Origin of the sequence: Mycobacterium rhizamassiliense (genome assembly GCF_900157375.1) — a bacterium.
Taxonomy (GTDB): Bacteria; Actinomycetota; Actinomycetes; order Mycobacteriales; family Mycobacteriaceae; genus Mycobacterium; species Mycobacterium rhizamassiliense.
On the sequence record NZ_LT721901.1, the window covers coordinates 2,603,259 to 2,620,937 of the forward strand.

18 protein-coding genes and 1 pseudogene are annotated in these 17,679 nt (G+C 68.9%); 11 read left to right on the plus strand and 8 right to left on the minus strand.

Annotated elements, in window-relative coordinates:
• Positions 1-2: 2 nt before the first annotated feature.
• Together MRAB57_RS12805 and MRAB57_RS12810 are read right to left on the minus strand one after the other, a co-directional pair.
• Entirely contained in the window at positions 3-1,568 is a 1,566-nt protein-coding gene (locus MRAB57_RS12805; RefSeq protein ID WP_077087885.1) for a phytoene desaturase family protein, read from the minus strand.
• Between the two features lie 12 nt (positions 1,569-1,580).
• The gene (locus MRAB57_RS12810; protein ID WP_077087886.1) at positions 1,581-1,844 is read right to left on the minus strand and encodes a DUF2630 family protein; all 264 of its coding nucleotides are present in this window, start codon (positions 1,842-1,844) and stop codon (positions 1,581-1,583) included.
• 107 nt (positions 1,845-1,951) lie between these two features.
• On the opposite strand from MRAB57_RS12810, the gene arfA reads away from it, so the two are divergent.
• From arfA to arfC, 3 genes and pseudogenes are all read left to right on the plus strand, one after another.
• Positions 1,952-2,908 (plus strand): channel-forming protein ArfA/OmpATb, encoded by a 957-nt coding sequence (gene arfA / locus MRAB57_RS12815; RefSeq protein WP_077087887.1) that lies wholly within the window; start codon positions 1,952-1,954, stop codon positions 2,906-2,908.
• Between the two features lie 10 nt (positions 2,909-2,918).
• A pseudogene (gene arfB / locus MRAB57_RS29510) lies at positions 2,919-2,999 on the plus strand (channel accessory protein ArfB); the annotation flags it as partial.
• A 17-nt stretch (positions 3,000-3,016) separates the two neighbouring features.
• A complete protein-coding gene (gene arfC / locus MRAB57_RS12820) occupies positions 3,017-3,478 on the plus strand; it encodes a channel accessory protein ArfC, sunset domain variant (protein WP_077087888.1) in 462 nt (153 codons plus the stop codon).
• 5 nt (positions 3,479-3,483) lie between these two features.
• On the opposite strand, the gene MRAB57_RS12825 is transcribed toward arfC, so the two are convergent.
• Positions 3,484-4,827 (minus strand): sensor histidine kinase, encoded by a 1,344-nt coding sequence (locus MRAB57_RS12825; protein ID WP_077087889.1) that lies wholly within the window; start codon positions 4,825-4,827, stop codon positions 3,484-3,486.
• A gap of 6 nt (positions 4,828-4,833) precedes the next feature.
• Positions 4,834-5,544 (minus strand): two-component system response regulator PrrA, encoded by a 711-nt coding sequence (gene prrA, locus MRAB57_RS12830; RefSeq protein WP_108637938.1) that lies wholly within the window; start codon positions 5,542-5,544, stop codon positions 4,834-4,836.
• A gap of 52 nt (positions 5,545-5,596) precedes the next feature.
• On the opposite strand from prrA, the gene MRAB57_RS29395 reads away from it, so the two are divergent.
• The gene (locus tag MRAB57_RS29395) at positions 5,597-5,887 is read left to right on the plus strand and encodes a TetR/AcrR family transcriptional regulator (protein ID WP_281254405.1); all 291 of its coding nucleotides are present in this window, start codon (positions 5,597-5,599) and stop codon (positions 5,885-5,887) included.
• Positions 5,888-5,901: 14 nt separating this feature from the next.
• Here the strand turns inward: MRAB57_RS29395 and MRAB57_RS12840 are convergent, their stop codons facing one another.
• Positions 5,902-7,374, minus strand: a complete 1,473-nt coding sequence (locus MRAB57_RS12840) for an acetyl-coenzyme A carboxylase carboxyl transferase subunits beta/alpha (RefSeq protein ID WP_077087890.1) — start codon at positions 7,372-7,374, stop codon at positions 5,902-5,904.
• A 27-nt stretch (positions 7,375-7,401) separates the two neighbouring features.
• Between MRAB57_RS12840 and MRAB57_RS12845 the strand changes: the two genes are divergently transcribed.
• From MRAB57_RS12845 to MRAB57_RS12860, 4 genes are read left to right on the plus strand one after another with little or no spacing between them, the layout of a single operon-like run.
• Entirely contained in the window at positions 7,402-8,130 is a 729-nt protein-coding gene (locus MRAB57_RS12845; protein ID WP_077087891.1) for an enoyl-CoA hydratase, read from the plus strand.
• 5 nt (positions 8,131-8,135) lie between these two features.
• Entirely contained in the window at positions 8,136-9,260 is a 1,125-nt protein-coding gene (locus tag MRAB57_RS12850) for an MBL fold metallo-hydrolase (protein WP_108637939.1), read from the plus strand.
• Positions 9,261-9,290: 30 nt separating this feature from the next.
• Positions 9,291-10,874 (plus strand): serine hydrolase, encoded by a 1,584-nt coding sequence (locus MRAB57_RS12855; RefSeq protein WP_077087892.1) that lies wholly within the window; start codon positions 9,291-9,293, stop codon positions 10,872-10,874.
• Positions 10,871-13,246, plus strand: a complete 2,376-nt coding sequence (locus MRAB57_RS12860; RefSeq protein WP_077087893.1) for a cation-translocating P-type ATPase — start codon at positions 10,871-10,873, stop codon at positions 13,244-13,246. The genes MRAB57_RS12855 and MRAB57_RS12860 overlap by 4 nt, the downstream gene beginning before the upstream one ends.
• Here the strand turns inward: MRAB57_RS12860 and MRAB57_RS12865 are convergent.
• Complete coding sequence (locus MRAB57_RS12865; RefSeq protein ID WP_077087894.1) at positions 13,243-14,322, minus strand: GGDEF domain-containing protein; 1,080 nt, start codon at positions 14,320-14,322, stop codon at positions 13,243-13,245. The two genes, MRAB57_RS12860 and MRAB57_RS12865, sit on opposite strands and share 4 nt — an antisense overlap.
• 175 nt (positions 14,323-14,497) lie before the next feature.
• On the opposite strand from MRAB57_RS12865, the gene MRAB57_RS12870 reads away from it, so the two are divergent.
• The 3 genes from MRAB57_RS12870 to MRAB57_RS12880 are packed head-to-tail and all read left to right on the plus strand — an operon-like array spanning position 14,498 to position 15,656.
• Positions 14,498-14,686 carry an antitoxin gene (locus MRAB57_RS12870; protein ID WP_077087895.1) on the plus strand — a complete coding sequence of 63 codons (189 nt, stop codon included), beginning with the start codon at positions 14,498-14,500 and terminating at the stop codon, positions 14,684-14,686.
• Positions 14,687-14,690: 4 nt separating this feature from the next.
• Complete coding sequence (locus MRAB57_RS12875; RefSeq protein ID WP_077087896.1) at positions 14,691-15,164, plus strand: type II toxin-antitoxin system Rv0910 family toxin; 474 nt, start codon at positions 14,691-14,693, stop codon at positions 15,162-15,164.
• 57 nt (positions 15,165-15,221) lie between these two features.
• A complete protein-coding gene (locus MRAB57_RS12880; RefSeq protein WP_077087897.1) occupies positions 15,222-15,656 on the plus strand; it encodes a hypothetical protein in 435 nt (144 codons plus the stop codon).
• A 3-nt stretch (positions 15,657-15,659) separates the two neighbouring features.
• Here MRAB57_RS12880 and MRAB57_RS12885 read toward each other — a convergent pair whose 3' ends face one another.
• Positions 15,660-16,142, minus strand: a complete 483-nt coding sequence (locus MRAB57_RS12885; RefSeq protein WP_077087898.1) for a VOC family protein — start codon at positions 16,140-16,142, stop codon at positions 15,660-15,662.
• A gap of 21 nt (positions 16,143-16,163) precedes the next feature.
• Positions 16,164-17,678 (minus strand): carotenoid oxygenase family protein, encoded by a 1,515-nt coding sequence (locus MRAB57_RS12890; RefSeq protein WP_077087899.1) that lies wholly within the window; start codon positions 17,676-17,678, stop codon positions 16,164-16,166.
• Position 17,679: the final 1 nt, after the last annotated feature.

Consider the following 17,679-nt stretch of genomic DNA (forward strand, 5'->3'; position numbering starts at 1 on the left):
CTCTAGCCAAGCGAGGCCAGTACCGCCATCGCGGCGTTGTGGCCGCCGATGCCCGACACGGCGCCGCCGCGTCGAGCGCCGGAGCCGCACAACATGATTCGTTCGTGTGCGGTGGCAACACCCCATTGCCGGGCCGGGCTGTCCAGCGCGTCGTCGTCCTCCGCGAAGGGCCAGGACAGTGCGCCGTGGAAGATATTGCCCGCGGTCATGCCCAGTTGGTGGTGCAGGTCCAGGGTGGTCGTCGTCTCGATGCACGGCCTGCCCCGCGCGTCGTTCATCAATACGTCCTGAATCGGTTCGGCCAGAACGGAATTCAGCGACGCCAACACCGACTCGGTCAGCCGGTCACGCAGCGCGCCGGAGTAATTGCCGTCGAACAGTGAATGCGGGGTGTGCAAGCCGAACACCGTCATCGTCTGCGCTCCGGCGTCGCGCAGCTCGCCGGACAGGATGCTCGGGTCGGCCAGTGAATGGCAATACGCCTCACACGGCAACGGATCTGGCAGGTGCCCGCGTTCCGCCCGGCTGTAGGCGGAATCCAGTTGACCGTAGGCCTCGTTGACGTGAAACGTGCCGGCGAAGGCCTGTTCGGGAGTGACGCTGCTGTCGCGCAATCGGGGCAGCTGGCGCAGCACCATGTTGACCTTGACCTGCGAGCCCTGGTCTGGAGCCGCCGGCCGCTCACCGAGTAGGCGGGCCAATACCGTCGGGGTGACGCCGGCCAGGACGAACCGGCCCTGAACCCGGCGCTCTTCGCCGTCCTGGCGATAGTGCACCCGGCCGGCCGGATCCACGCCGTAAACCTCTGCGCCAGTGACTATTTCGGCCCCGTGGCGGACGGCCGCTGCGGCCAGACCGGAGGTCACCGCGCCCATCCCGCCGATCGGGACGTCCCAATCCCCGCCGATGAGGTGATACAGGAAGCAGATGTTCTGCCGCAGCGACGCATCGTCGAGCCGCGCGAAGGTGCCGATCAGCGCGTCGGTCGCGATCACGCCGCGGACCAGGTCGTCGCGCACCGCGTCGGCGATCGCGTGCCCGATCGGCTCGTCGACGATCGCCCGCCACGCCGCTGTGGCCTCGGGCTCACCGGCGTCCAGGACGTGGCGGCGCGCCTGCTCGCGGGTGCGCAGCGGCTCGAGCAGCGTCGGCCACAACCGGTCGGTCACCAGGCGGCAGCGCCGGTAGAACTCGTCGAATCCGCGCGCATCGTCGGCGGCGCCGATCGCGCGAAACGAATCCTGCGACCCGACCAGCAGCCCGCTGCGCCCGCCGGACGCGGGCTGCGGGGTGTACGACGAAAATCGGCGGCGCGCCAACCGCACCGCGGCGCCCAGGTCCTCGAGAATGCGCGGGGGCAGCAGGCTGACCAGGTAGGAATACCGCGAGAGCCGCACGTCGACGCCGTCGAACGGCTGCGCCGACACCGCGGCCCCGCCGATGTGGCCCAGCCGCTCGAGCAGCTGAACCCGCAGGCCCGCCCGGGCCAGATAGCCGGCCGCGACCAGGCCGTTGTGGCCGCCGCCAACCACGACGACATCGAAATCCCGTGCGCCGTCTACGGCCATGCGGACCGTTTTCTAGCCGAGGTAGCCCTCGACCTGGCCGGGCGGGCGCACCGATGCCTCGCCCGGGTCACCGCCGGTTTCGCGCAGCGCCCGGCGCTGTCGCAACAGGTCCCAGCACTGGTCCAGCTCGATCTCCACCCGGCGCAACCGGTCGTGCTCCTCGGATTCGCTGATGTCGCGGTGCTGCAGCTGGGACCGAAGGACTTTCTCCTCGGCGACCAGCTCGCGAATCTTGGCCAGTGTGTTTGTGTCGGTTGGTTTACTGCCATCGCCCATCGCTCTAGTGTGCCGGACGCGAGCAACGTCGGCGTGTCCACTCGGTAGGCTGCATATCGCCCGCGGGTCCGACGAGCCGCGGCGGATGAGTTGGCAAGGGGAGACCGGTGGCTTCAACGGCGCGTTCCGGCCACACGGCCGCGGAATCCCGCCGTCGCCGGCCCGGCCTGCCCTGGCTGATCGGTGTGGTGGTCATCCCGCTGTTGCTCGCCGCGATCGGCCACAGCGCGTTGCAGGGCCCGCGGCCAGGTAGCTCGACGGGCGGGCTGGCCACCGTGGGCCCGTCGGCCAAGCGGGGCGCACCAACGCTGAACCTGGCTCCGCTTTCAATTGTGCGCAGCGGCAACGGCATTACCTTGAGCGGACAGATTCCCGACGATTCGGCCAAGGCGATCCTGCTGAAAACCCTGAAGGGCTCGTTGCCCCCGGGCGTCAACGTCGTCGACCAGATCCAGCTCAACCCCCGCATCGACGCGCTCGATTTCGCGCACGCCGGAGCGCTTTTCAAAGACAGCGCGTCCATCGCCGACTTCAACTTCACCGTCGGCGCGGACACCATCACTTTGACCGGGACGGCCGCGTCGCAGGACCAGAAGAACGCCGTCGAGCAGGACGTCAAGCGCACCTGGTCACACCTGAATGTTGTTGACAAGCTTGCCGTTAACGGCCCAACTGGGCCCGCCGCGGCGCCGGGCCCCGCCCCGTGCGCGAACCTGCAAGCCGCCGTCGACGATGCGACGGGCGGGCCGATCACCTTCGACACCGACGGGGTCAGCCTGACCGCGGCCGACCAAAAAGTGCTGACCCAGGTGGCGGACAAGCTCAAGGCGTGCCCGAACGCGCACGCGACGATCAACGGCTACGCCGACAACTCCGGTACCGACGCCATCAACGTCCCGCTGAGTAGCCAGCGCGCCCAGGCCGTCGCTAATTTCCTTGTGTCGCAGGGTGTTACCGGCGACCGACTGACCGTCAAGGGCCTGGGCTCCATCAATCCGGTCGCCGGTAACGACACCCCCGACGGCCGCGCGAAGAATCGGCGCGCCGAAATCGTGGTCGGTTAGGAGGTTCGGCGTGGACTTCGTGATCCAGTGGTTGTGGTACCTGCTGGCTTTCGTCGCCGGTTCGGCGGCCGCGTGGCTGACCGTTGTCGTGTGGTCGAAGGCGCAGCGATGAGTCACGTGCACTGGTGGTTATTCGGCCTGTCGTTCGCGATCGGCTTCGCCCTGACCTTCGCGTCGATCGTCGGGCCCGTCCGGCGCAGGTCGGCGGCCGCGGGAAAGCCGGACCCGTCGACGACCAAGATCGTGGCCGACCCACCGACGACGAGGATCGTCGCCGACCCGCCGACCACGCGGATCGCCGTCGACCCGCCGACCACGAAAATACAAGCGAAACAAGACTTTTCGACGACGAAGATCCCGGTCTCGCCGCTGGCGCCCTACGGCCCCGGCTCGGCGAACCCCGGCCCGGGCGGCGCGGGGCCGCCCGGCTGGCTGGTCAAGGGCCGCATGGACACCAAGCTCTACTACACCCCCGACGACCCGAGCTACGACCCGACCGTCGCCCAGGTCTGGTTCATCGACGAGGAATCCGCCGTGCGGGCACATTTCACGCCGTGGCGCGAGCGCTGACCGCGTCAGCTGGGGGCGGGCAGGCGCAGCAGCAGCCGGGCGCCGCCCAGCGGGCTGTCGTGTAGCGACGCCGTCCCGCCGTGCAGCTGGGCCTGCTGCGCCACCAGCGCCAGCCCCAGGCCCGACCCCGAATGCGAGGCCGTCGACCCGCGGGAGAACCGCTCGAACACGACCGGTCGCTCGGCCTCGGGGACGCCGCTGCCGTTGTCGTCGACCGCGATCTCCACGCCGGCGCGCGAGCTGTCCGCCGACAGCTGCACCCGGGTCGCGCCGCCATGCTTGACGGCGTTGGCGATCGCGTTGTCGACGGCGAGCCGCAGCCCGGCGGGCAGCCCGACGATGATGCAGGTCGGCGACGGCACCAGGGCGATGTCGAGGTCGGGGTAGACGCGGCTGGCGTCGTGGGCGGCGCGGTCGAGCAGTTCGGTGATGTCGACCGGCACGTGGTCCTCGAACGTCGACAGCTCGCCCTGCGCCAGCCGCTCCAGCGCCGACAGCGTGGCCTCGATGCGCGACTGCGTCCGGATGACGTCGCCCAGCACCTCGTTGCGCTGGTCATCGGGCAGGTCCAGGGTGGACAACACCTCGAGGTTGGTGCGCATCGCGGTCAACGGGGTGCGCAGCTCGTGCGAGGACACCGCGGCGAAGTCGCGCGCCGAGGCCAGCGCGTCCTTGGTCCGGTTCTGTTCGCTCCAGATGCGCTGCAGCATGCCCCGCATGGCCTCGGCGATTTCGACGGCCTCGGTGGCGCCGTGCACCTCCACCTGCGGCGTCTCGTCGCCCAGGTCGATCAGCCGGGTCTGCTGGGCGAGCTGCTTGAAGGGGCGGACGGCGAACGAGGCCAGCAGCCACGCGAACAACGTCGACGCGAAGATGGCGAACCCGCAGATCAGCAACACCCTGCGGTGCAGGTTGTTGGTCTCGGCGATGGTGGTGTCATACGTCGCGCCGACGGCTACCGAGCGCGGGCCGGGCCCCGGGACGTCGACGGTGCGCACTCGGTAGCGGACCCCGTTGACGTAGGTGTCGCCGTAGCCGGCGTTGAGCTTGGGCAGCGTGACGTCGGAATTCGACTGGACCAGGTCGCCGCGGTGGATCGTGATGATGGCGTCCTGGTCGTTGGGCGAGCGCGGAATCTGGTCGAGAGTGCCGCGCGGCAGGAACGGGATCGCGAAGCCGGCGGCCTCGTCGAGGCGGCGGTCCAGGCGCTCTTTGCGGTCGTTGGTGATTCCGACCCAGACCACCGCGCCGACGATGAGCACCGGAATCGCGGCGCCGAGGGCCGTCGCGAGTACCACCCGGCCCCGCAGCGAGGGCGTACGGGCGAGGATCCGAGACAGGAACTTCATGGCGGGTTACTGCAGTCGCAGTACGAACCCGACTCCACGAACGGTGTGCAGCAGCCTGGGGCCGCCGTTGGCTTCCAGCTTGCGGCGCAGGTATCCGATGAAGACGTCGACGACGTTGGTGTCGGCGGCGAAGTCATAACCCCACACCAGCTCGAGCAGCTGGGCGCGGGACAGCACCGCGGTCTTGTGTTCGGCCAGCACCGCCAGCAGGTCGAACTCTCGCTTGGTCAGGTCGACGTCGACGCCGTTGACCCGGGCCCGCCGGCCGGGGATGTCGACTTCCAGCGGGCCGACCGCGATGGTCTCCGAGGAGGTCGAGGCGACCGCACCGCGCCGGCGCAGCAGCGCCTTCACCCGGGCGACCAGCTCGGCCAGCACGAAGGGCTTGACCAGGTAGTCGTCGGCGCCGGCCTCCAGACCGGCCACGCGGTCGTCGACGGAGCTGCGGGCCGACAGCACGCAGACCGGCACGTCGTTGTCCATGGCGCGCAGTGCCGTGACGACGCTGACGCCGTCCAGCACCGGCATGTTGATGTCGAGCACGATCGCGTCCGGCCGGGTCTCGGTGGCGCTGCGCAGCGCCTCGGCTCCGTCGACAGCGGTAGACACCTCGAAGCCCGACAGCCGCAGGCCGCGTTCCAGGGAGGCGAGCACATCGGAGTCGTCGTCGACGACCAAGACGCGAGGTGAAGTCGCACCAGTGTCCATGCCGACCATTTTGCAGGATCGCGACCGAAGACGCGTCATGGGGGAGTGCTCCGGTGGCCAAATGGTTACGTATTTGAGGCTCAGTCGCGACTGCCGGCCCATTCTGCCGTGCCATCATCGAATTCGGGTGGCAGGCCGAGACATTCAATGTCCCGGCCCGCGTTGGTGTTGCGAGCGTTCGATTTCGGGCTTCGTCCCGTGCACGAGACCGGTTGCCGCCAGACACATCCTCGGTATGGCCCTGTACGGCTTCGGGTTACAGCTGCCGCCGGTCGTCGGGATGACGAGCGACGAAGTCGTCGAATCGCTCGGGCCGACAATCCAACGCTACCTCGGCCTGCCCGAGGCGTGACCGCCAAAAGTGGCTCAGGGTAATCCGATTCGGCGGTAGCGCTGTAGCCGCGCGGCTCGGCGCTCGGCGTCGGGGATATCCCGCAGCGCCTGCACCTCCGCGGCGATGGCGTTGGCCAGGCGCTGGGAGAATTCGATCGGCTCGTCGGCGGCGTCGGGAAGTTCGGCGACGATGGCGTCGACGATCCCGGACCGCAGCAGGTCTGCCGACCGAATACCTTGGGCCGCAGCCAGTTCCGGGGCGTGCTCGGTGTCGCGGAAGACGATCGCGCTGGCGCCCTCTGGCGGTAGCGGAGCGAGCCAGCCGTGTAGCGCGGCCAGCACCCGGTCGGCGGGCACCATCGCCAGCGCCGGGCCGCCGCTGCCCTGGCCGAGCAGCACCGACACCGTCGGGGTGTCCAGCGTCACCAGCTCGGCCAAACACTGGGCGATCTGACCGGCCAGCCCACCCTGCTCGGCCTCGGCCGACAGCGCGGGGCCGGCGGTGTCGATCACCAGCACCAGCGGCAGCCGCAGCTCGGCGGCCAGCGCCATGCCGCGCCGGGCCTCCCGCAGCGACGCGGGCCCGACCAGCCCGCCGGTGAGCCGCTGCTGGCCGAGGACGACCGCGGGCTGGCCGGCGAACCGGGCCAGCGCCAGCAGCGTGGTGGCCGCCTCGCCGTGGCCGGTGCCGGACAGCAGCACCCGGTCGGTGGCCCCGTGACGCAGCAGGTGCCCAACGCCGGGGCGGTCGGGCCGTCGCGACGCCATCACCGAATCCCAGGCCGGTACGTCGGGGGTCGGCTCGGAGGGCTGTGGCGCGGGCAGCGGCTCTGGGGCGTCGGCGATCACCCGCAGCGCGCGGTCCGCCGTCCGGCGCAGCTCGTCGAGCGCGACGACGTCGTCGATCACCCCGTAGCGCTGCAGGTTCTCCGCGGTCTGCACGCCGGGCGGGAACGGCTCTCCGTAGAGCTGTTCGTACACCCGGGGCCCGAGAAACCCGATCAGCGCGCCCGGCTCGGCGACCGTGACGTGACCCAGCGAGCCCCACGAGGCGAACACCCCGCCGGTGGTCGGATTGCGCAGGTAGACGAGGTAGGGCAGGTGCGCCTCTTTGTGCAGCCGGACGGCCGCCGCGATCTTCACCATCTGCAGAAACGCGATGGTGCCCTCCTGCATGCGGGTGCCGCCGGAGCTCGGCGAGGCCAGCAGCGGCAGCCGCTCGGCGGTGGCTCGCTGCACGGCGGCAGTGATCCGCTCGGCCGCCGCCACGCCGATCGAGCCGGCCAGGAAGCTGAACTCGCAGACCACGACCGCCACCCGGCGCCCGACTATGCGTCCCTCGCCGGTCAGCACGGCCTCGTCGAGGCCGGTGGCCGCGCGGGCCTCGGCCAGCTCCTGCGCGTAGGCATCGTTCATCGGAACGGCCAGCGGCTCGCTGTCCCAGCTGACGAAAGAGCCCTCGTCGAGCACCGCGGTCCGGAGTTGGTCGGTCGTGATGCGACTCACCCGTCGAGGCTATATAGGCTGGCGCCCATGATCGGTGTCACCCAGGCCGAAGCCGTTATGACCATCGAGTTGCAGCGCCCCGAGCGCCGCAACGCCCTGAACTCGCAGCTCGTCGACGAGCTGCGCGAAGCCGTGTTGAAGGCCGCCGACGGGTCCACCCGCGCGGTCGTGCTGACCGGCGAGGGCACGGTGTTCTGCGCCGGTGCGGACCTGTCCGGCGACGCCTTCGCCGCCGACTATCCGGACCGGCTCATCGAACTGCACAAAGTGCTGGATGCGGCTCCCATCCCGATCATCGGCGCGATCAACGGGCCCGCCATCGGCGCGGGCCTGCAGCTGGCCATGCAATGCGATCTGCGGGTCGTGGCGCCGTCCGCATTCTTCCAATTTCCAACGTCGAAATATGGTCTGGCCCTGGATAACTGGAGTATCCGCCGGCTGTCGTCGCTGGTCGGCCACGGGCGGGCCCGGGCGATGCTGCTGAGCGCCGAGAAGCTGTCCGCCGAGACCGCGCTGCAGACCGGAATGGCCAATCGCCTTGGGACGCTGGACGATGCGCAGGCGTGGGCCGCCGAGATCGCCGGGTTGGCGCCGCTGGCGATCCAGCACGCCAAGCGGGTGCTCAACGACGACGCCATCGAGGAGCAGGAGCCACTGCACAAGGAGCTTTTCGACAAGGCCTGGGGCAGTCAGGACGTCATCGAAGCGCAGGTGGCGCGGGTCGAGAAGCGGCCGCCGAGGTTCCAGGGGGCCTGATCGCCATGTTGCGCGCAGCGCTGCGATTCACCGCGGGCAGCGTGACGCTCGCCGCCGGGGGCTGGGCGCTGCGCGCGCTGCACGGCGCGCCCGAGGCCCTCGGGGCGCACCCCGGCGCGGTGCGGGCGGTGACCGAGCGGTCCCCGAATTATCGCGACGGCGTCTTCGTCAACCTCGATCCGGCCTCCAGCACCGGCTCCGGCCCGGACCGCCAGCAGCTGGCGGTGATCGCCCGGGAGTTCGTGGGGGGCCGCGCCAAGGGCCGGCCCGCCGCGCCAATCCCGTTGGCGTCGCCGGGAAAGTTCGAGGGCGACACCAGCCGGCTGGCCGTCACCTGGCTGGGACACGCCACGGCGCTGCTGGAGGTCGACGGCTACCTGGTGCTCACCGATCCGGTGTGGAGCAACCGATGCTCGCCGTCGGATGTGGTCGGCCCGGAGCGGCTGCACCCGCCGCCGATGGAGATCGACGCGCTGCCGGCCCTCGACGCCGTGGTCATCAGCCACGACCACTACGACCATCTCGACATCGACACTGTCCTCGCGCTGGCCCGCACCCAGCGCGCGCCGTTCTTCGTGCCGCTCGGCGTGGGCGCACACCTGCGCTCGTGGGGCATTCCGGAGCACCGCATCGTCGAGCTGGACTGGCACCAGAGCGGCAACGTCGGGGAGCTGCGCCTGATTTGCCTTCCGGCGCGGCACTTTTCGGGTCGATTCCTGGACCGCGACACCACGCTGTGGGCGTCCTGGGGAATCGTCGGCCCGAGCCGCCGCGCGTATTTCGGCGGCGACACCGGCTACACCAAGAGTTTTGCGCAGATCGGAACCGAGCATGGCCCGTTCGACGTGACCCTGCTGCCGATCGGCGCCTACAACCGGGCATGGCCGGACATCCACATGAACCCCGAGGATGCGGTGCGCGCCCACCTCGATCTGACGCCATCGGGCTCGGGGTTGCTGGTGCCCGTGCACTGGGCCACCTTCCGGTTGGCCCCGCATCCGTGGGCCGAGCCCGTCGAGCGGCTGCTGGAATCCGCCGACGCCGCCGGAGTCACGGTGGCGGTGCCGGCCCCCGGCCAGCGGATCGATCCGGCAGCGCCCCCACGATTCAACCCGTGGTGGCGGCTCTGATTCGCCGCCGTCGCGCTAAAGTCTGCGGACATGACGAGGCGTGCGGCGGCGGCCGCGGTCGTGACGGTGTTGCTGGCGTTGACCGGATGCGGCTCCGGAAAGCCCGTGTCGAGCCCGCCGTCGACCTTGTCTGACGCTGCGCCCAACGAGGTGTCCGGCCTGGACATTCCGCCCGGCCGCATCGACGACGCCGTCTCCAAACTCGACGGCCTGGCCAACGACCTGATGAAGAGCACCGGCGTCCCCGGCCTGGCGGTGGCCGTGGTCCGTGGCGGAAAAGCAGTGTACGCCAAGGGCTTCGGCGTCAAGGACGTAAGCCAGGGCAGCGGCCAGGACAACAAAGTCGACGCCGACACCGTCTTCCAGCTGGCTTCGGTGTCGAAATCGGTGGGCGCGACGGTGGTCGCGCGCGAAGTCACCGACAACGTCGTCACCTGGGACACGCCGGTGGTGACGAAGCTGCCGTGGTTCGCGCTGTCGGACCCCTACGTCACCGGCCACGTGACCGTCGCCGACCTCTACTCCCATCGCTCCGGGCTGCCGGACCACGCCGGCGACAAACTCGAGGACCTGGGCTACGACCGCAGGCAGGTGCTGGAGCGGTTGAAGTATCTGCCGCTGGCGCCGTTTCGAAGTAGCTACGCCTACACCAATTTCGGGCTGACCGCGGCCGCCGAGGCGGTGGCCACCGCGGCGGGCAAGTCGTGGGAGGACCTGTCCGACCAGGCGCTGTATCACCCGCTGGGCATGTCGTCGACGAGCTCGAAGTACACCGACTTCCTGGCCCGGCCCAACCGCGCGGTGCTGCACGTCAAGGCCGGCGACAAGTGGGAGCCACGCTTCCAACGCGATCCTGACGCCCAGACCCCGGCCGGCGGGGTGAGCTCGTCGGTCAACGACATGGCGCGCTGGCTGACGATGGTGATGGGCAACGGAACGTACAACGGGCAGCGCCTCGTCGCGCCGGAAGCCCTATTGCCCGCGCTCACCCCGCAGGTCGTCTCGATGCCCGCGCCGGCGCCGAAGGCGCGGGCCGGCTTCTACGGCTACGGGTTCAACTCCTCGGTGAGCTCGTCGGGGCGCACCGTGTACAGCCACTCGGGTGGCTTCGCGTCGGGCGCGGCGACCAACTTCGTGGTGATGCCGTCGGAGGACGTCGGCATCATCGCGCTCACCAACGGTGCGCCCTACGGCATTCCGGAAGCGCTGACCGCTGAGTTCATGGATCTCGTTCAGTACGGCCAGGTTCGGGAGAACTGGCCGAGCCTGTACAACCACGCGTTCGCCTGGATGAACAACCCGGAGGGCTCGTTGGTCGGCAAGCAGCCGCCCGCCAACCCCGCTCCGGCCAAGCCGCTGACCGACTACCTCGGGACCTACGCCAGCGACTACTGGGGGCCGGCCGTCGTCACCCAAGACAACGGCCAGCTTCAGCTGGCGCTGGGGCCGAAGAATCGGGCGTTCCCCCTGACGCATTGGGACGGGGACACCTTCACCTTCTCGATCACCGACGAAAACGCGCCGCCCGGAACGATTTCCAAGGTGGTGTTCGCCGGGAACACCCTCAACCTGGAGTACTACGACTCCGACAAGCTGGGGACGTTCACCCGATGAACGCGGGGCTGACCGATGCCGCGGTGGCAGAACGGGTAGCCCAGGGGAAGAGCAACGCCGTCCGCCAACGCGCCGCCCGCAGCGTGGCGGACATCGTGCGGGCCAACGTGTTCACCCGGATCAACGCGATCCTGGGCGTGCTGCTGCTGATCGTGCTGGCGACCGGCTCGCTGATCAACGGGCTGTTCGGGCTGCTCATCGTCGCCAACAGCGTCATCGGGATGGTCCAGGAGATCCGCGCCAAGCAGACGCTGGACAAGCTGAACATCGTCGGGCAGGCGAAACCGTTGGTGCGCAGGCAATCCGGAACCCGGTCGCTGCCGGCCACCGAGGTCGTGCTCGACGACATCATCGAGCTCGGTCCGGGGGACCAGATCGTCGTCGACGGCGTGATCGTCGAAGCGGAGAACCTGGAGGTCGACGAGTCCCTGCTGACCGGCGAGGCCGACCCGATCGGCATGCACGCCGGGCAGAAGGTGATGTCGGGCAGCTTCGTCATCGCGGGCGCCGGCGCCTACCGCGCCACCGAGGTCGGTCCGCAGGCCTATGCCGCCAAGCTCACCGAGGAGGCCAGCAAGTTCACGCTGGTGAAATCCGAACTGCGCAACGGCATTAACCGGATCCTGCAGATCGTCACCTACCTGTTGTGGCCGGCCGGGCTGCTGACGATCTACACGCAGCTGTTCACCACCACGCACACCGGGTGGCGGCAGGCCGTGTTGCGGACGGTGGGCGCGCTGGTGCCGATGGTGCCCGAGGGCCTGGTGCTGATGACGTCTGTCGCGTTCGCGGTCGGCGTCATCCGACTCGGCCAACGCCGTTGCCTGGTAAAGGAACTGCCCGCCATCGAGGGGTTGGCGCGGGTCGACGTGGTGTGCGCCGACAAGACCGGCACGCTGACCGAAAGCGGCATGCGGGTGTCCGACGTCGAGGAGTTGGGCGGTCAACGTCCGGAGGCCGTCGTCGATGTGCTGGGCGCGCTGGCCGCGGCCGACGCCCGACCCAACGCGAGCATGCGGGCGATCGCCGAGGCGTACGGCCAACCACCCGGCTGGATCGCCACGGCGACGGCGCCTTTCAAGTCGGCGACCAAGTGGAGCGGCGTGTCCTATGGCGATCACGGTAACTGGGTGATCGGCGCGCCGGACGTGCTCGTCGACCCGGCCTCCGAGGCCGCCGCCCAGGCCGAGCGGATCGGGGCGCAGGGCCTGCGGGTGCTGATGCTGGGCAGCTGCGACGTGGCCGTGGACCATCCCAGCGCACCGGGCCGAGTCACGCCCGTCGCCCTGGTGGTGCTGGAGCAAAAGGTGCGGCCCGACGCCCGCGACACCATTGAATACTTTGCCGCGCAGCAGGTCTCGGTCAAGGTGATCTCCGGCGACAACGCGGTGTCGGTCGGCGCGGTCGCGGACAAGCTCGGTCTGCACGGCGAGGCGATGGACGCCCGCCGGTTGCCGACCGATCCCGCCGCACTGGCCGACGCGCTGGACACCCACACCACCTTCGGCCGGGTGCGGCCCGACCAGAAGCGCGCCATCGTGCATGCCCTGCAATCCCGCGGGCACACGGTCGCGATGACCGGGGACGGCGTCAACGACGTGCTCGCACTCAAAGACGCCGACATCGGTGTCGCCATGGGCGCCGGCAGCCCGGCCTCGCGCGCGGTGGCGCAGATTATCCTGTTGGACAACAGGTTTGCGACGCTGCCCTATGTGGTCGGCGAAGGCCGCCGGGTGATCGGCAACATCGAACGCGTCGCCAATCTGTTTTTGACCAAGACCGTGTACTCGGTGCTGCTGGCGCTGTTCGTGGGCATCGAGTGTCTGATGTCCAAAGCGCTGCATGTGGATCCGCTGCTGTATCCGTTCCAGCCGATCCACGTCACCATCGCGGCGTGGTTCACCATCGGGATCCCGTCGTTCATCCTGTCGCTGGCACCCAACAGCGAGCGCGCCCATCCCCGCTTCGTCCGGCGCGTGCTGACCTCCGCGCTACCGTCCGGAATCATCGTGGGCACTGCGACTTTCGTCTCCTATCTGCTGGCCTACCATGGCCGCCACGCCACCTTCCAGCAGCAGGACCAGGCGTCGACCGCCGCGCTGATCACGCTGCTGGTGGCCGCGGTATGGGTGCTTGCGGTGGTGGCCCGTCCCTACCAGTGGTGGCGGGTGGCGCTGGTGGCGACGTGCGGACTGGCCTATGTCGCGATCTTCAGCACCCCCTGGGCGCAAAAGAAATTCCTGCTCGACCCGTCGAACCTGAGGGTGACGGGCACGGCGGTGGCGATCGGGCTACTCGGCGCCGCGGCGATCGAGGCGACGTGGTGGATTCGCGCCAGGGTGCTGGGCGTGCGGCCGCGGTTGTGGCGTTAGCCGACACCCGTTGCGGGCTTGCAGCAAACCTGGTTTCCCCCAGCACGTTTGGCCTCGTACATGGCTGCATCCGCGCGTTCGACCAGCTGATCGATCAGCTCCTGGGCTTGCCCGTTCGGGCTGACGAGCGTCGTGGTGGCCGCGCCGACGCTGGCGGTGACGCGCCATGGGGTCGACGAAACGGCGGTGAGAATCTGCTCGGCGGCCTGAGGGACGGAGTCGGCATCCGTCGCGTCGGCGATCAGGAATTCCTCGCCGCCGACGCGCGCGACGACCGAGTTGATGGGGCTGGCGCGGCGCAGGTTGTCGGCGATCGCCATCAGGATCTGATCGCCGGTGGGGTGGCCGTGATCGTCGTTGACCTTCTTGAAGCCGTCCAGGTCGACCATGGAAACCGTCAGGGGTGCGGGTGAATTACCCGGCTCCGGAACCAGAGTGAGGATCGAGCGGTAGAAGCCGCGGCGGTTCTGCAGCCCGGTGAGCGGGTCGGTGTGCGACATCATCGCGTCGAGCGTGAGCAGGCGCATCAGTACCTGGCCGGCGAACGGCACCGCCAGCACCACGATCGCGGTGGCGAGCAGGTGGCCGACCGCCAGCGGCACGTCGCCGCCCATCGCCACGCGTCCCGCCGACGCGACCGTCGTCAGGGTGGCGTTCGCGAGCGTCAGCAGCAGCAGCCGGCTGGAGTGGAACAGCGCGACATAGCCGGCCACCGGCGCGAAGGTCGTACACGCCAGCAGCCCGGTGAGCGGATCGCCGGCGACCAGAACCCCGGCCGTCACCCCGGCGTTGCAGCCCACGGTAAACAGCTCCGACTGGCGCTGGCTCGGCCAATGCGTGGCCCACAGCAACGCCATGCCTGCGCACAGCACGGTGATCCCGATCGCCACGGCGTGGCCCACCGTGCCGTGCGGACCCGACGGGCTCCACAGCATCATGATCGGCACGACGCCGAAGACGCCGGTGACGATGGAGATGATGGCTCGCGCGAAAGGCTGCAGTCCGGAGGTGCTGAGGTATTCGGACAGCCACCGATATTGATCGGGTTGCAGCCACCACTGCCGGATCCACTTCATTGCGACCCCGAAAACCGTTGGCGCCGATGAAGCGCAAAAGGAAGCGGCCCGCGGCGTTGCGGACCGGCGCACCGATGCTACCTCCGCGACCTCCCGGGCCCGGCGGCAGTTAGGGTTTACCAGCGAAGGAGGGCCCCCGGGCCGCCCGGAGGGACCACAGGGGAAGGGACGGCGCATGGGATTGCTGGACAAGGCCAAGGACCTGTTGGCGCAGAACGCGGACAAGGTGGGGACGGCGATTGACAAGGCCGGCGAGTTCGTCGACGACAAGACGCAGGGCAAATACACCGACACCATTCACCAGGTGCAGGAACAAGCCAAGAAGGCTGCCGAATCGGCCGCCAAGGACGACAACCAGAGCTGAGCCCATGGCCAAACTCTCCGGATCCATCGACGTACCACTGCCGCCCGAGGAAGCCTGGAAGCACGCCTCGGACCTGTTCCGCTACAAGGACTGGCTGAGCATCCATCGGGTGTGGCGCAGCAAGCTGCCCGACGTGCTGGAGAAGGGCACGGTGATCGAATCGATCGTCGAGGTCAAGGGCATGCTCAACCGGATCAAGTGGACGATCGTGCACTACAAGCCGCCGGAAGCGATGACGCTCAACGGCGAAGGCGTGGGCGGCGTCAAGGTCAAGCTGATGGCCAAGGTCAAGCCGAAGGACGACGGCTCGGTCGTCGGCTTCGACGTTCACCTCGGCGGTCCCGCGCTGTTCGGACCCATCGGCATGGTCGTCGCGGCCGCGCTGAAGGGTGACATCAACCAATCGCTCGAGCGGTTCGTCACGGTGTTCACCTCTCCCGATCCCGGCATGAACGGGGACCGCGGCGCGCGGCGCTAGTCGCGTGCCGAGCGTGGCAAGCGGCGAGGTGTCGGGCGCCCGGTTAACCTCGCTACCATGACCCGCCGCCTGCGCCCCGGATGGCTGGTCGCGCTGTTCGGCCTCGTGCTGTCGGCCAGCACCTGGATGCCGTGGCTGACGACGGCGGTCGGTGGCGGCGGGTGGGCCAACGCCATCGGCGGACGGCACGGCAACCTGGAGCTTCCAGAGGGGTTCGGTGCGGGCCAGCTCATCGTGCTGCTGTCCTCGACGCTGTTGGTCGTCGGAGCGATGGTGGCGCGCGGCCTGTCGGTGAAGGCGGCTTCAGTTGCCGCACTGGTCATTTCGCTGCTGATCATCGCGCTGGTGGCCTGGTACTACAAGCTCAACGTCAATCCGCCGGTGTCCGCCGAATACGGCCTGTACGTCGGTGGCGTTGCCGCTCTGGGCGCGGTGGTGTGTTCGATTTCGTCGGTGATCGCGGCGATCGCCGCGGGCCGCCGTCGCCGGTGAGGGCTAGTCCGACGGGAACTCGTGCTCGCCCGACGCCGAGCTGTCGGCGGGCTCGTTGACACCAAATACGAAGGGCGCGAAGACGACTTCGCGACCGTCGGGGTCGCGATAGGTGACCGCCCCGGTGGTTTCCCAGTACGGATGCTGCTCGACGGGTTGGTGGCCCGCCTGCTGCAGGCGGGCGACGGCGGCCTGCTGAGCCTGGCGGTCCGGGAAGTACAGGCACAGCTGCTCGTGGGGGTCGACCGCGACGGCGTCGACGGCCTGGACGATTTCCATCGTCAGGGGCGAGCTGGGCAGGCCGAAGATCGCGCCATTGCTGCCGTAGCTGCCCGCGAACGTCTCGTACAGCGGCAGGGCCACCAGTTCCCGGTAGAACCGAACCGTTTCGTCGAAGTTAGCCGAGCGGCGCGCGAAGCGGATCGCGCCGATCGACGCCAATTCCGTGGGCCAGTGTGTGGTGCGGCGCGGCTTCTTGGTTTCCATTCTTGTCCATACCTGGCCGGGTTACAGCCCGAGGGCTTCCGCCGGCGAATCCGCGGTGTCCCAGCGGCGCAGTTGCGCGCCCGGCGCCCACGTCGAATGTGTGCCACTCGAAACCCGTTCCGGCAGTTGTAGTTTGCACACCGGCCCGTCGGACAGCCGGGCGGCGTCGAAGACCACGCAGTACGAGGCGTCGGCGTTCATGTCGGTGGTGATGGTCACCAGGTAGCCGTCGTCTTCGCCGGTGGCCCCCACCCGCGGCGCCATCGCGGTCTCGCTGCCATAGACCCCGTCGCCGAACGAGAAGCCTTCCTGGCCCCCGGTGCGCAGGTCGTGCTTGACGAGGCCGTCGAACAGGAACCAGCCCGGCTTGCCCGTCGCGGCATAGGCGTAGCGGTAGTTGCCCGCCGCGTATTCGGGGTTGATGGTGCCGAACTCGGTGATGGACTCCGACAGCCGCTCGTCCTTCACGGCGCCGGTGACCAGGTTGAAGCGCCAGCGGTGCAGCGTGGTTTGCAGTCGGTCGAGTGCCAGGAAGCGAAAAAGCTTGTCCCACTTGCCGCCCCCGGTGTCCAGCGGCTGCGGATCGCCCTCGAAGAACCCGTCGAGCACGATCTCGTCGCCGTCCTCGTAGGCGTTGGTGAAGTGCAGCACGAAGGTCGGGTCGGCCTCGAACCATCGAATGTCCTCGAGCGAGCCGCGGCGCGGGATCACCGCGAACCGCGACGGAATGTCCGGGTAGAAGCGTGGCAGGTGCACGTCGTGCTCGAGCAGGCGCGGATCCCAGAACAGCGGGAAGTCGTTGAGGATCGCGTAGTTCTCGGTGAACGCCATGTCGTGGGGGAGGCGTGGCCCCGGCAGCGGGATGTCGACGTAGTGGGCCAGTTCGTTGTTCTCGTCGACGACGCCGTAGTGCATGTACGGGTCCTGCTTGCTGTAGTTGAAAAACAGCAATTCGCCGGTCTTGTTGTCCACCTTGGGATGTGCGGACACGCCCCAGTCGACCGGGAAGCGTCCGTTCCAGGTCTCCTTGCCAAGTGTGTTGGCCGAATACGGGTCGACGCGGTACAGGTCGCCGCATTGGTAGAAGCTGGTCAGCGCGATACCCCGGTGGACGATGACGTCGGTGCTCGACGCGTCCTTCATTCGGGTGCGGGCGCCCCAGCCGTCGTCGCGTTGGGCCAGTTGCACCGGCTCGGCCAAGCCCGGCCACAGCGGTTCGCCCGCGTCGTTCTCGGCCGTGAAGCCGTCGGTGCGGATAAAGCGGTTGCGGTAGAACGCTTTTCCGTCGCGGAAGCCGACGACGTGCACCATGCCGTCGCCGTCGAACGGGTGGTAGGTCTTGAACGCCGGGTGTAGCGGGTTTTCCGTGTTGCGCAGGTAGACGCCGTCCAGATCGCGCGGGATCTCGCCGTCGACGGCGGCGAGGTCATCGGCGTCCCATTCGGTGGTCTGGGGCCGCCACGGGCCGGTGCGATACGGGTGGTCGTCGTCTTCGGGCAGGGTCGACAGGAACTTGCCGACGATCTCGACGTCCATG

Excerpts from the sequence above, each read along its gene's own strand:
- MRAB57_RS12825 (WP_077087889.1), bottom strand. The coding sequence starts at position 4,827 with ATGAAGTTCCTGTCTCGGATCCTCGCCCGTACGCCCTCGCTGCGGGGC.
- MRAB57_RS12810 (WP_077087886.1), bottom strand. The coding sequence starts at position 1,844 with ATGGGCGATGGCAGTAAACCAACCGACACAAACACACTGGCCAAGATT.
- MRAB57_RS12865 (WP_077087894.1), bottom strand. The coding sequence starts at position 14,322 with ATGAAGTGGATCCGGCAGTGGTGGCTGCAACCCGATCAATATCGGTGG.
- MRAB57_RS12880 (WP_077087897.1), top strand. The coding sequence starts at position 15,222 with ATGACCCGCCGCCTGCGCCCCGGATGGCTGGTCGCGCTGTTCGGCCTC.
- prrA (WP_108637938.1), bottom strand. The coding sequence starts at position 5,544 with ATGGTCGGCATGGACACTGGTGCGACTTCACCTCGCGTCTTGGTCGTC.
- MRAB57_RS12845 (WP_077087891.1), top strand. The coding sequence starts at position 7,402 with ATGATCGGTGTCACCCAGGCCGAAGCCGTTATGACCATCGAGTTGCAG.
- MRAB57_RS12805 (WP_077087885.1), bottom strand. The coding sequence starts at position 1,568 with ATGGCCGTAGACGGCGCACGGGATTTCGATGTCGTCGTGGTTGGCGGC.
- MRAB57_RS12850 (WP_108637939.1), top strand. The coding sequence starts at position 8,136 with ATGTTGCGCGCAGCGCTGCGATTCACCGCGGGCAGCGTGACGCTCGCC.
- MRAB57_RS29395 (WP_281254405.1), top strand. The coding sequence starts at position 5,597 with ATGGTTACGTATTTGAGGCTCAGTCGCGACTGCCGGCCCATTCTGCCG.
- MRAB57_RS12885 (WP_077087898.1), bottom strand. The coding sequence starts at position 16,142 with ATGGAAACCAAGAAGCCGCGCCGCACCACACACTGGCCCACGGAATTG.
- MRAB57_RS12855 (WP_077087892.1), top strand. The coding sequence starts at position 9,291 with ATGACGAGGCGTGCGGCGGCGGCCGCGGTCGTGACGGTGTTGCTGGCG.
- MRAB57_RS12875 (WP_077087896.1), top strand. The coding sequence starts at position 14,691 with ATGGCCAAACTCTCCGGATCCATCGACGTACCACTGCCGCCCGAGGAA.
- MRAB57_RS12870 (WP_077087895.1), top strand. The coding sequence starts at position 14,498 with ATGGGATTGCTGGACAAGGCCAAGGACCTGTTGGCGCAGAACGCGGAC.
- arfC (WP_077087888.1), top strand. The coding sequence starts at position 3,017 with ATGAGTCACGTGCACTGGTGGTTATTCGGCCTGTCGTTCGCGATCGGC.
- MRAB57_RS12860 (WP_077087893.1), top strand. The coding sequence starts at position 10,871 with ATGAACGCGGGGCTGACCGATGCCGCGGTGGCAGAACGGGTAGCCCAG.
- MRAB57_RS12890 (WP_077087899.1), bottom strand. The coding sequence starts at position 17,678 with ATGGACGTCGAGATCGTCGGCAAGTTCCTGTCGACCCTGCCCGAAGAC.